A 12,440-nucleotide genomic window follows, 5' to 3' on the forward strand; every position below is an offset into this window, starting at 1 on the left:
CTTGCTCGACAATCCAAAGACAATTGAGAGGCTAGGACTTTTGTCCCAGCCTCTTCTTTCGTTTGATTATAGGTAACGTTCAGCGATGGCGGCATCGCCTGGATATTCTTCTTTTACGCCATTGACGATTTGGTAGCAGTCAGCTCCTTTTCCGGCGATAATGACGGCATCTTCAGGCTTGCTGGTCGTTGCCATAGCTAGTTGAATGGCTTGCTCGCGATCTGCGATTTTTTCGACAGGGCGCGTGATGAAACTGCTAATCTCTTCAGCGATAGCCAAAGGATCTTCATAGTTGGGATCATCCGCTGTGAGGAAGACTTGGATCTCAGGATGGTCTTCTAAGAGTATGCCAAAGTCCTTGCGGCGGCTTTCTCCCTTATTACCGGTTGATCCAAGGACTAGTGAAATGGTCCCCGTTTGATGGGTTTCAACTACTGAGAGCAGCTTTTTCAAGCTATCTCCATTATGGGCGTAGTCGATGAAGACCTTGGCTCCATTTTTCTGAGTCAAGACTTCCATTCGGCCAGGAACACGCGTCTTAGCAATCCCTTTTTGGATATCCTCGGGACTCGCTCCTAGGCGAAGGCAGGCAAGACCTGCAGCCACAGCATTTTCTTGGTTGAAGTGACCGATGAGCTGGGTATCATAATCTCCCGCCAGCTTACCAGTGACAGAAAAGCTAAAGGCTTTTGAGTTCTGGACTTGGTTGCTTGATTGACTGCCGTAGAAGTCGTGGTCTTGCTCCGCGACCTGCTCCGCAAGAATCTCAAAATGATCCATATCGCTATTGACAACAACAGCACGGCTATTTTCCATCAAGAGACGTTTGTGGTAGAAGTAGTCTTCAAAGGTTGGATGTTCAATTGGTCCAATATGGTCAGGGCTGATGTTGAGGAAGACACCGACATCAAAGGTCAGACCGTAAACCCGTTTCACCAAATAAGCTTGGCTAGAAACCTCCATAATCAGGTGGGTCCGATCGTTGGCAACTGCTTGGGCCATCATTTCAAAAAGATCAATGCTTTCTGGAGTGGTCAAGGTTGATTTGAAGAAGGTCTTGCCATCCAAGGTTGTGTTCATAGTGGATAGCATGGCTGGACGGTGTCCTTGCTCAAGAATCTTGTAGGCATAGTAAGCAGAAGTCGTTTTGCCCTTGGTCCCTGTAAAAGCTAAGAGTTTTAGCTGGCGCTCAGGGTGGCCATAGAATTCCATGGCAATCAAGCTCATAGCCTGTTTGATATCCGTAACGATAATGGCTGGGATGCTGACCTCAAAGTCTTGCTCAGCGACATACCACTGGAGACCTTGCTCGATCGCTTGCTCCAAAAATTCCTTCTTGAAATTTGCCCCCTTGACAAAAAAGAGGGTCTCGGAGTTGACTTTTCGACTATCGTAGCTTATTTGATTAAAAGAAACACCACTTGCTGAATAGTGGTATTCTCCGTCTTGTAGGATCTCACGAAAGTTGTGATCCTCTTTTAAAATGTTTAGTACAGTTTCTATCTTTATCATAATCCTATTTTAAACTGAAAGACCTTATTTTACAAGTGTAAAGGAAAAGTTTATAATGAAAGAAGACTATAAAGTAGAGGAAACATATGAGTAACGAAACAAGTAATCAACAGGCCCAGATGCTTCGAGGTACAGTCTGGTTAACAGCTAGCAATTTCATTAGTCGTCTCTTGGGTGCGGCCTATATCATCCCTTGGTATATCTGGATGGGTAAACATGGAGCAGAGGCAAACGGTCTCTTCACTATGGGCTACAATATCTACGCTTGGTTTTTGCTGATTTCAACAGCAGGTGTCCCAGTAGCAGTCGCTAAGCAAGTCGCTAAGTATAATACCAAGGGACAAGAAGAGCACAGTTTTGCCATGATTCGTGGCTTCCTTAAGTTCATGTCTTTATTGGGCTTGATTTTTGCCATTATCATGTATGTGCTTTCCCCAGTCTTTGCAAACCTATCAGGAGGTGGGAAAGACCTAATCCCTGTCATGCAGAGCTTATCTTGGGCGGTCCTCATTTTCCCTTCCATGAGTGTCATTCGTGGCTTCTTCCAAGGGCATAACAATCTGAAACCTTATGCTATCAGTCAAATTGCTGAGCAAGTGATTCGGGTTATCTGGATGCTCTTGACAGCCTACTTCATTATGAAGGTCGGTTCAGGTGATTACGTTGAAGCCGTGACCCAGTCCACTTTTGCAGCCTTTATTGGGATGGGAGCGAGTCTTCTAGTCCTCGTCTATTACCTCTGGAAAACAGGACTTCTACAGCACATTATTCATCGCCCGGAGTCTGATAGCCAGATTGATACCAAGGCTCTCTTGTGGGATACTATTCGTGAAGCGATTCCGTTCATTGTGACAGGATCAGCCATTCAACTCTTTCAAATTATCGACCAGATGACCTATAGCAATGTCATGTCTTGGTTCACCAACTTCACTCGTTCAGAGCTTTTGGTTCAGTTCAGCTACTTCTCAGCGAATCCGAACAAGATCACCATGATTTTAATTGCAGTTGCGACATCGATCGGTGGGGTGGGAATCCCTCTCCTTACAGAGAACTATGTCAAGGGCGATTTCCGGGCTGCAGGTAAGCTGGTTCAAGATAATTTGACCATGCTAGTAGCCTTCTTGCTTCCAGCGACGATTGGAGCTGTAGCTATTGCAGAGCCTCTCTATACGGTCTTTTACGGGAAACCAGATTCCCTGGCTTTGGGACTCTTTATCCTAGCCATGTTACAAACGGTCATTCTAGGCTTGTATACGGTTCTCTCTCCAATGATCCAGGCTCTTTTCCAAAATCGGAAGGCGATTCTTTACTTTGGTTATGGAGTATTGGTAAAACTGATTCTCCAAGTACCGTTCATTTATCTCTTTAAGGCTTATGGTCCTCTTCTTTCTACTACGATTGGCCTCATGATTCCGATTGTTCTTATGTACAAGGAAATTCATCAGGTGACTCATTTCAATCGCAAGACAGTCTTCAAACGAAGCTTATTGACAGCCATTCTCACCTTGATTATGCTCTTGGTAGTCCTAGTTGCAGGCTTTATCCTCGGCATGGTGATCAAACCAAATGGTCGAGTGACCAGCATGCTCTATGTAGCTCTGATTGGTGGTGTGGGAATCGTCGTATACGGTGGCCTCGGTCTTCGTCTTCGTTTCTTAGATCGCTTCATTGGTAGCAAGGCAGCCAGTCTTCGAAATAAATTTCATATTTCATAACCAGTAGAGGTTGGGTCTATCCCACCTCTTTTTTCATTATAGTTTGAAGCTATATCTAGCTCTTGAAAAAGGAAAAACCGAATCATCTAAAGAAGTGATACAATAGAGACAATTGAATTTACGTCCATTGGAGGTTTGTATGAGTCACAAAAAGAATATTAACACCATCCTAGCTCAAGCGGGAATCAAGTCGGATCCAGCAACAGGGGCTTTGATTACTCCGCTTCATTTTTCAACCACTTACCAGCATCCAGAGTTTGGTCAATCTACTGGTTTTGACTATATCCGTACCAAGAATCCGACTCGGGTAAACGCTGAAAAGACCTTGGCAGCTATTGAGAGTGCAGAGCATGCCTTGGTGACGAGCTCAGGTATGTCTGCCATTGTCTTAGCCTTTAGTATTTTTCCTGTTGGCAGTAAGGTCTTGGCAGTAAGAGATCTTTATGGAGGCTCTTTCCGCTGGTTCAACCAAATGGAACAAGAAGGACGCTTTTTCTTTACCTATGCAAATTCAGAAGAAGAATTGGTAGAAGGATTGAAGGGAGAGGTGGATATTCTCTATATTGAAACGCCTACCAACCCACTCATGCTGGAGTTTGACATCCAGAAATTAGCTAAACTCGCTCATGAAAAAGGGGCAAAAGTGATTGTAGACAATACCTTCTATAGCCCTATCTACCAACGTCCAATTGAAGAAGGAGCAGACATCGTCCTCCACTCAGCGACCAAGTATCTAGCAGGTCATAATGACGTTTTGGCTGGTGTTGTGGTGACTGATGATGAAGGCCTTTATGAGCAACTCTTTTATAACTTAAACACAACTGGAGCTGTTCTCTCTCCTTTTGACAGCTACCAATTGATCCGTGGTTTAAAAACCTTAGCCCTTCGTATGGAGCGCTCTACAGAAAATGCGAAGAAGGTAGTGGAATTCTTGAAGGGGCATCCAGCTGTTAAGGAAGTCTTGTATACTGGCAAGGGAGGCATGGTTTCCTTTAAAGTAAGCCACCAAGAAAAGATTCCAACCATTTTGAACCACTTGCAAGTCTTAACCTTTGCAGAAAGCTTAGGTGGAGTGGAGAGTTTGATTACCTACCCAACTACACAGACCCACGCGGATATTCCTGCAGAGGTTCGTCATTCCTATGGGTTAACGGATGACTTGCTTCGCCTTTCCATCGGAATTGAAGATGCGCGAGATTTGATTGAGGATTTAGAACAAGCATTGGCTAGATAGGAGTCCATCATGGGAAAAGAACAATTTTTGACTGTCCCTAATCGTTTGGGGCATCATACTAGCAAGTGGAAGGAGTCAGAGCAAGATCCAGAACTTCTTCCTGCCTGGATTGCAGATATGGATTTTGAATCCTTACCTGCGGTTCGACAAGCCATTCGAAATTACGCGGATCAATTAGTCTACGGCTACACCTATCCTAGTGAAGAGCTTTACCGAGCTGTTCAGGAGTGGGAAAAGTCAGAGCATGGATATGTGTTTGAGAAGGAAGCCATTGTCTTTATGGAAGGTGTGGTTCCGTCTATTTCAACGGCTATTCAGGCTTTCACTAAGGAAGGAGAGGCTGTTCTCATCAATACGCCAGTCTATCCACCCTTTGCCCGTAGCGTCCGCCTCAATCAACGCAAATTAGTGACCAATTCCTTAGTAGAAGTGGATGGACTTTTCCAAATTGATTTTGAGCAATTGGAAAAAGACTTTGTGGAGCACCAAGTCAAGCTCTACATCCTGTGCAATCCTCATAATCCAGGCGGTCGCGTCTGGGAACGAGAAGTCCTAGAAAAGATTGGTCGCCTCTGTCAAAAATATGGGGTCTTGCTTGTTTCCGATGAAATTCACCAAGATTTGGTATTGTTTGGGCACCAGCACGTTTCTTTTAATACGGTAGATCCAAGCTTTAAGGACTTCACCCTTGTCTTATCGAGTGCGACCAAAACCTTCAACATCGCAGGGACAAAAAATTCCTATGCCATCATCGAAAATGATGCACTAAGAAAATCCTTCCAAGCTCAGCAGTTGCGAAACAATCAACATGAAATTTCTGCCCTTGGATTTATCGCCACCGAAGTAGCCTATCAGAATGGAAAGGCTTGGTTAGAGGACTTAAAGGAAGTCTTGGAAGAAAATATCAACTACACTGTAGAAGTTTTGCGTGAGCAGACAGACATTGGTGTGATGAAACCGCAAGGGACCTATCTGCTCTGGCTTGATTTTTCTGCCTACGGTTTGTCAGAGGAAGAACTCCATGCTCGACTTCATGACCAGGCTAAGGTCATCCTTAATAAAGGGACAGACTTTGGAGTAGAAGGGAAGCAACATGCCCGTTTGAATGTGGCAGCTCCGAAAACCCTAGTCCAAGAGATTGTCGATCGGATCGTAACAAATTTTCCTAAAAAAGGTTGATTTTAAGGGTTGACTTTTCTATAGGGGAGGAGTATACTCAAGGGGAATAACGGTAGGTGAGGCTACCACAAGGATACGGATGACTACCGCAAAGCAGTGGAGACACTACTCGTTGGTCAACAGTCCTGATCGCAAAGGTCAAGACTAAGCTCATTTCATTGCCTTGCGGAGCTAAAGCTTGGACGGTCTATTTTTTGAGAATTTTTATTAAAAAATAAACGACGAGTTTAATGAGTCCTACCTATAAAAGGGGAGGGCTTTTTTCTTATGCTTAAGAAGCCTCTCACCTATCAAGTAGAAAAGGAGAACACTATGATACAAATCGACGATCATCCCGAACCGCACATAGCCAGCCAATCGCTGATTTGTGTCATCGGGACTCTATAAGCGTTTGGCTCCTGATTTAAAAGGAGATTCCAATGCAAACAACAAAAGAAAGACTCATAGCTGCATTGCAAGATGTAGAAACAAGAACCTTAGCAACCTATCAATCTAGCTGGTCTGGTTTGACGGAAGACCAAGTAGAGGAAAACCGGGATAGCTATGGAGAAAATGTCCTCACAAAGGGGCAAGATGATTCTATCTGGAAACGGATTGTTGAATCCATCATCAATCCCTTCACAGTCATCTTACTGCTCATTGCTCTTGTTTCTCTGGTGACCAATGTTTGGTTAGCCAAACCAGGTGAGGAAGATCCAACGACCTCTCTCATCATCGTCGTTCTCGTCCTTCTCTCTGGAGGGATTCGCTTTATCCAAGAATTGCGAAGTGACAAGGCTGCTAGCAACCTTTCTCGCATGATTGTCAATACAGCAACAGTGATTAGAGAAGGCAAGGAAGAAGAAATTCCCATTGATGAGATTGTGGTGGGAGACTTGATCAAACTGAGTGCAGGCGACATGATCCCAGCAGATGTGGTCTTGTTGGATTCACGAGACTTCTTCGTCCAACAATCCGGTTTGACTGGAGAGAGCGATGCTGTCGAAAAAGTCTGCTTGAAAAAAGCAAGTGGCCAAAATCTGGACAGTCTTTTGGAGAGTGAAAGTCTAGCTTTCATGGGGACCAATGTCATCTCGGGTCGAGCAACAGCCTTGGTCTTGGTCGTTGGGGATGAAACCATGATGGGAGCGATTGAGCAAACCATCAATACGTATGATGAACCAACCTCTTTTGAACGAGAAATGAACACCATCTCTTGGTTGTTGATCCGACTCATGATGGTCATGGTACCCATCGTCTTCTTTATCAATGGTTTGACAGATGGGGACTGGCTGGAAGCAGGGGTCTTTGCCCTCAGTGTAGGGGTGGGCTTGACTCCGGAAATGCTCCCAATGATTATCACAGCCAGCTTGGCCAAGGGTTCCATTATCATGGCCAAAGAAAAGGTGGTCATCAAAAAGCTCAACGCTATTCAAGATCTAGGCGCTATTGATATCCTCTGTACGGACAAGACAGGAACCTTGACCCAAGATGAGATTGTACTCGAATACCCCCTCGACATTCATGGGGACTTGGATTTGTCTGTCCTTCGTCGGGCCTATCTCAATTCTTACTTCCAAACCGGCCTAAAAAATTTGATGGACCGGGCCATTATCAGTCGGACAGAAAGAGAAGCTAAGAAACATGAGATTGTCAGAGGCTTGGACCAAAGCTTCCAAAAAATTGATGAATTGCCTTTTGACTTTGAACGCCGGCGGATGAGTGTCATTGTCAAAGATGAGGAGGGAGTCGTGAGCATGGTCACCAAGGGAGCCTTGGAAGAAATGCTAGCAGTCTCTAACTATGTGGAATACAAGGATGAGATTATTCCCCTGACAGACCAAGTGCGGGAAGACGTCTTGGCAGAAGTAGCTCAACTGAATGAACAAGGTTTGCGCGTGCTAGGGGTTAGTTACAAATCAAATCTTGAGGAAGGCTATGCCTTTGAAGTGGCAGATGAAGCAGACATGATCTTGACGGGTTACCTAGCCTTCTTGGATCCACCAAAACCATCCGCAGCACCAGCCATCAATACCCTTGCGGAATACGGAGTTGCTACTAAAATCCTTACGGGTGATAATGAGAAAGTGACCCAAGCGGTTTGTGAAAAGGTGGGACTGGATGTTGACCGCATTTTGCTGGGTAGCGATATCGACAGTCTCTCTGATTCAGACTTGGCCCAAGCAGTAGAAACCACCACCGTTTTTGCAAAATTATCTCCAGATCAAAAAGCACGCATTATCTTGCAACTCAAAGCAAATGGCCACAAGGTCGGCTATATGGGAGATGGGATCAACGATGCTCCTTCTATGAAAGTGGCAGATGTGGGGATTTCGGTTGATACAGCTGTCGATATTGCCAAAGAAACAGCAGATGTTATCCTTCTGGATAAAGACTTGATGGTCCTCGAAAAAGGCTTGGTAGAAGGCCGCAAAGTTTATGCCAACATGACCAAGTACATCAAGATGACTGTTTCTTCTAATTTCGGAAATATCTTCTCTCTTCTCTTTGCTAGTATTTTCCTTCCTTTTCTTCCAATGGCCCCCATCCATCTCATCGTTTTAAACTTGGTTTATGACCTTTCCTGTATCGCCTTGCCTTTTGACCGAGTGGATAAGGACTTCTTGAAGAAACCTCGGATTTGGGAAGCAAAATCCATTACCCGCTTTATGGCCTGGTTTGGTCCTATTTCCTCTGTCTTTGACATCTTGACCTTTATCGCTCTCTACTTTATCATCGTACCTATGATTACAGGCTATGGCTATGTCCATGGAGCAGACAGTGCGGGACTCTTCATCATGCTCTTTCAAACCGGCTGGTTTATCGAGTCCATGTGGTCCCAAACTATGGTCATCTATATGCTCCGCTCTCCAAAATTGCCTTTTGTTCAAAGTTGGCCAGCCCTTGCAGTCATGGCAACGACTTTATTGGGGGCCCTCTTTGTGACCTTCCTACCATATGGCCCACTGGCTTCCTTGTTGAAAGTAGCGCCACTAAATAGTCTTTACTTCCTATTACTGGCGGGAATCCTCTTCCTTTATATGGCAAGTGTCACCCTGGTCAAACACTATTATATTGGCAAGTACAAGGAGTGGCTATAAGATAGTCATTAAAATAAGAAAAGAAAAGGTTTGCATATTTGTAGGCCTTTTTCTTCCTTTTTGATATAATAAGATGAATATAGAGAAAGAAGGAACCACAATGGGAAAACTTGAAGTTATTAAACATCCACTGATTCAGCATAAATTGTCTATTTTGCGTCGGACTGATACCTCTACAAAGGCTTTTCGTGAATTAGTAGATGAAATTGCTATGTTGATGGGATACGAGGTTTTGCGCGAACTTCCTCTTGAAGATGTAGAAATCGAAACACCAATTACAAAAACAGTTCAAAAACAGATTGCTGGTAAAAAACTAGCGATTGTTCCAATCCTTCGTGCAGGGATCGGGATGGTAGACGGACTCTTGAGTTTGGTACCCGCTGCTAAAGTTGGTCACATCGGAATGTACCGGGATGAAGAAACCTTGAAACCAGTTGAATACTTGGTGAAATTGCCAGAAGATATCGACCAACGTCAAATCTTTGTGGTAGACCCAATGTTGGCGACTGGGGGATCTGCAATCCTAGCGGTCGATTCATTAAAGAAACGTGGTGCAAGCCATATTAAGTTTGTCTGCTTGGTTGCAGCACCAGAAGGAGTGGAAGCACTTCAAACAGCTCATCCGGATGTCGAAATCTTTGCTGCAGCCTTGGATGAACGCCTCAACGAAAACGGCTATATCGTTCCAGGTTTGGGTGATGCTGGGGACCGTTTGTTTGGTACCAAATAAGCACATTTCCAATCCATCTTTAGGAAAGTGAAAATTTGACCTTTGTTGACCAATGGGATATAATAGCTTTTATAAAGAATGGAAGGAGAGCTAGCCTCTCGAATCAACCGGATGAAACTCGTGAGATGGTGCCGGTTATAATGGATAAAAGGAGATGAATGAATGATTCCAGTAGTAATTGAACAAACTAGTCGTGGCGAACGCTCATACGACATTTACTCACGCCTCTTAAAAGACCGTATTATCATGGTGACAGGACCGGTAGAAGACCAAATGGCCAATTCGATTATTGCCCAATTGCTCTTCTTGGATGCCCAAGATAATACCAAAGATATCTATATGTATATCAATACGCCAGGAGGCTCTGTCTCTGCAGGTTTGGCAATCGTCGATACCATGAACTTTATCAAATCAGACGTCCAAACCATCGTCATGGGGATGGCAGCTTCAATGGGGACTGTGATTGCATCAAGTGGTGCCAAAGGCAAACGCTTCATGTTGCCAAATGCTGAGTACATGATCCACCAACCAATGGGTGGTACTGGTGGCGGTACTCAACAAACGGATATGGCCATTGCAGCAGAACACCTCTTGAAAACACGTCACAGATTGGAAAAAATCTTGGCAGAAAATTCAGGTCAAACCATCAAGAAAATCCACGCTGATGCAGAACGGGATAATTGGATGACTGCAGAAGAAACCTTAGCTTATGGTTTCATCGATGAAATCATGGCTAACAACAATCTCGGATAAGAAATCTTAACCATCCAGCCCTCTCCTTTGACAGGAGAGGTTTTTTAGGACATTCTTTACTTTCTAGAAAAAGATAGTATTTTTACCTGAAATTTGCTATACTTGTAACAGAAGCAGAAAGGGATTGTGTATGTTTGAGAAGCAAGCTAGAACAGGCTTAATTGTAAAATTGTATTATAATCGAGATGCAAAGAAATTACAGGAAATTGGGGATGTGATCTATCATTCCAAAAAAATGCGCTATGTCCAGGTCTATGTCGATAGTCCTCAAGTTCTTGAAATTATGCAACAATTAAAAAAAGAACGCTTTGTAAAGAAGGTTCAAATTTGCCATATTCAAGAATTGGATCGTGATTTTGTAGGAAGTTTGCATCGTCAACAGGATGAAACACAAGTAGAAAACGCAATCATTTAAAGGATTGCGTTTTTTATATTGACAATTGTCAGATAATTCGGTATATTCTTAATATGTATTTATTTTAAGATTATTTAAGGAGATTATTACAAATGAAGAAAAAATTTGCTCTTTCATTTTTAACAATTGCAAGTGTCGCTCTTCTTGCGGCCTGTGGTGAAGTTTCAACTTCAGGTTCAAACACAACTGGTAACGAAATCGGCAAAGAACTAAAAATCGGTTTTAACTTTGAAAAAACTGGTGAAGTAGCAGCATATGGTAGTGCTGAACAAAAAGGTGCTCAATTAGCCGTTGATGAAATCAATGCTAATGGTGGAGCTGATGGTAAGAAGATTGTTGTCACAGACAAAGATAACAAATCTGAAACAGCTGAAGCAGCTACAATCACTACAAACCTTGTCACTCAATCAAAAGTGAACGCTCTTGTAGGGCCTGCTACTTCAGGTGCCACTGCCGCAGCTGTTGCGAATGCTGGTAAAGCAGGTGTTCCATTGGTAACACCATCAGCAACACAAGATAATTTGACAAAAGGTCAAGATTACCTTTTCCGTGCAACCTTCATCGATAGCTTCCAAGGACAAATCATTGCTAAATATACAACGGATAACTTGAAAGCGAAGAAAGTTGTTCTTTACTACGATAATTCATCTGACTATGCTAAAGGGATTGCTGAAGCCTTTAAGAAATCTTATAAAGGTGAAATCGTAGCAACAGAAACTTTCCAATCTAAGGATACAGACTTCCAAGCTGCTCTTACAAAAATCAAAGACAAAGACTTCGATGCGATTGTCCTTCCAGGGTACTACACTGAAACTGGTAAAATCGTAAACCAAGCACGTGGTATGGGAATCAAACAACCAATCATTGGTGGTGATGGATTTAGCGATGCTAAATTCGTTGAACAAGCAACACCTGCTGCAGCTACAGACATCTACTACGTAGCTGGATTCTCTACTGAAGGTGAAATGACTGATAAAGCCAAAAAATTCGTAGAAGCTTATAAAGCAAAATACAACGAAGAACCTTCAATGTTTGCAGCTTTGGCGTATGATTCAGTTTACATGGTTGCAGAAGCATCTAAAGGTGCTAAGAACTCTGTCGAATTGAAAGACAACCTTGCGAAGTTGAAAGACTTGGAAGGTGTTACTGGTACAATGTCTATTGACAAAGACCATAATCCGGTTAAATCTGCACTTATGATTGGCTTAAAAGATGGTAAAGTTGAGTCAGTTGAGTCGGTTAAACCTTAATTATCATTTGTTGTTTGTACAAGAGGCTGGGAGAATGAAAATTCCTGGCCTCGCTCTTTATTATTAGAAAGGATGGTTCAAATGCTCCAGCAATTAGTGAACGGTCTAATCTTGGGAAGTGTCTATGCACTCTTGGCCCTTGGTTATACTATGGTGTATGGAATTATCAAATTGATCAACTTTGCCCATGGGGATATCTACATGGTAGGTGCCTTTATGGGGTATTTCTTATTGAACTCATTGAAAGTTAACTTCTTTGTAGCCTTGCTTCTAGCTATGGTCGGGACAGCTATTTTAGGGGTTGTGATTGAATATCTGGCTTATCGTCCGCTTCGTCATTCGACTCGGATTGCAGCCTTGATCACAGCCATCGGGGTTTCCTTCTTGCTTGAATATGGGATGGTCTTCTTTGTAGGGGCCAATACCCGTTCCTTCCCGCAAGTCATTGAAACTGTTCGTTACAACTTTGGTCCTATTTCGATCTCCAACATTCAGTTGATGATCTTAGGAGTGTCTATTTTCTTGATGGTCGCTCTTCAATTTATTATCCAAAAGACAAAGATGGGGAAAGC

Annotated in this window: 10 protein-coding genes and 1 riboswitch; of the genes, 9 read left to right on the forward strand and 1 reads right to left on the reverse strand. The window is 43.3% G+C overall.

What is annotated here, in order from left to right; genetic code table 11:
* Window positions 1-66: 66 nt before the first annotated feature.
* Window positions 67-1,512, reverse strand: coding sequence for a UDP-N-acetylmuramoyl-L-alanyl-D-glutamate--L-lysine ligase (locus RCH62_RS07700; RefSeq protein WP_129270235.1), 1,446 nt, complete (start codon window positions 1,510-1,512; stop codon window positions 67-69).
* 86 nt (window positions 1,513-1,598) lie between these two features.
* Between RCH62_RS07700 and RCH62_RS07705 the strand changes: the two genes are divergently transcribed.
* The 9 genes from RCH62_RS07705 to RCH62_RS07745 all read left to right on the forward strand — a co-directional run.
* Complete coding sequence (locus tag RCH62_RS07705) at window positions 1,599-3,227, forward strand: polysaccharide biosynthesis protein (RefSeq protein ID WP_154853528.1); 1,629 nt, start codon at window positions 1,599-1,601, stop codon at window positions 3,225-3,227.
* 139 nt (window positions 3,228-3,366) lie between these two features.
* Window positions 3,367-4,461: a cystathionine gamma-synthase gene (locus RCH62_RS07710; RefSeq protein WP_129270239.1), complete on the forward strand. Its 1,095-nt coding sequence runs from the start codon at window positions 3,367-3,369 to the stop codon at window positions 4,459-4,461.
* A gap of 9 nt (window positions 4,462-4,470) precedes the next feature.
* Window positions 4,471-5,640, forward strand: a complete 1,170-nt coding sequence (locus RCH62_RS07715) for a MalY/PatB family protein (protein WP_154853525.1) — start codon at window positions 4,471-4,473, stop codon at window positions 5,638-5,640.
* A gap of 41 nt (window positions 5,641-5,681) precedes the next feature.
* Window positions 5,682-5,836: riboswitch (M-box (ykoK) riboswitch) on the forward strand.
* Between the two features lie 223 nt (window positions 5,837-6,059).
* Complete coding sequence (gene mgtA, locus RCH62_RS07720; RefSeq protein WP_154853523.1) at window positions 6,060-8,720, forward strand: magnesium-translocating P-type ATPase; 2,661 nt, start codon at window positions 6,060-6,062, stop codon at window positions 8,718-8,720.
* 100 nt (window positions 8,721-8,820) lie between these two features.
* Complete coding sequence (gene upp / locus RCH62_RS07725; protein ID WP_048689715.1) at window positions 8,821-9,450, forward strand: uracil phosphoribosyltransferase; 630 nt, start codon at window positions 8,821-8,823, stop codon at window positions 9,448-9,450.
* 162 nt (window positions 9,451-9,612) lie between these two features.
* Window positions 9,613-10,203, forward strand: coding sequence for an ATP-dependent Clp protease proteolytic subunit (locus RCH62_RS07730; protein ID WP_023024046.1), 591 nt, complete (start codon window positions 9,613-9,615; stop codon window positions 10,201-10,203).
* A 130-nt stretch (window positions 10,204-10,333) separates the two neighbouring features.
* On the forward strand, window positions 10,334-10,618 hold the full coding sequence (locus RCH62_RS07735; RefSeq protein ID WP_048689712.1) for a DUF2129 domain-containing protein: 285 nt from the start codon (window positions 10,334-10,336) through the stop codon (window positions 10,616-10,618).
* A 92-nt stretch (window positions 10,619-10,710) separates the two neighbouring features.
* Window positions 10,711-11,868 (forward strand): ABC transporter substrate-binding protein, encoded by a 1,158-nt coding sequence (locus RCH62_RS07740; protein ID WP_006595827.1) that lies wholly within the window; start codon window positions 10,711-10,713, stop codon window positions 11,866-11,868.
* Between the two features lie 81 nt (window positions 11,869-11,949).
* Window positions 11,950-12,440 (forward strand): branched-chain amino acid ABC transporter permease (locus tag RCH62_RS07745; protein ID WP_306474963.1); only part of this gene is annotated, 491 nt, incomplete at its 3' end.

Origin of the sequence: Streptococcus sp. (assembly GCF_030825805.1) — a bacterium.
Taxonomy (GTDB): Bacteria; Bacillota; Bacilli; order Lactobacillales; family Streptococcaceae; genus Streptococcus.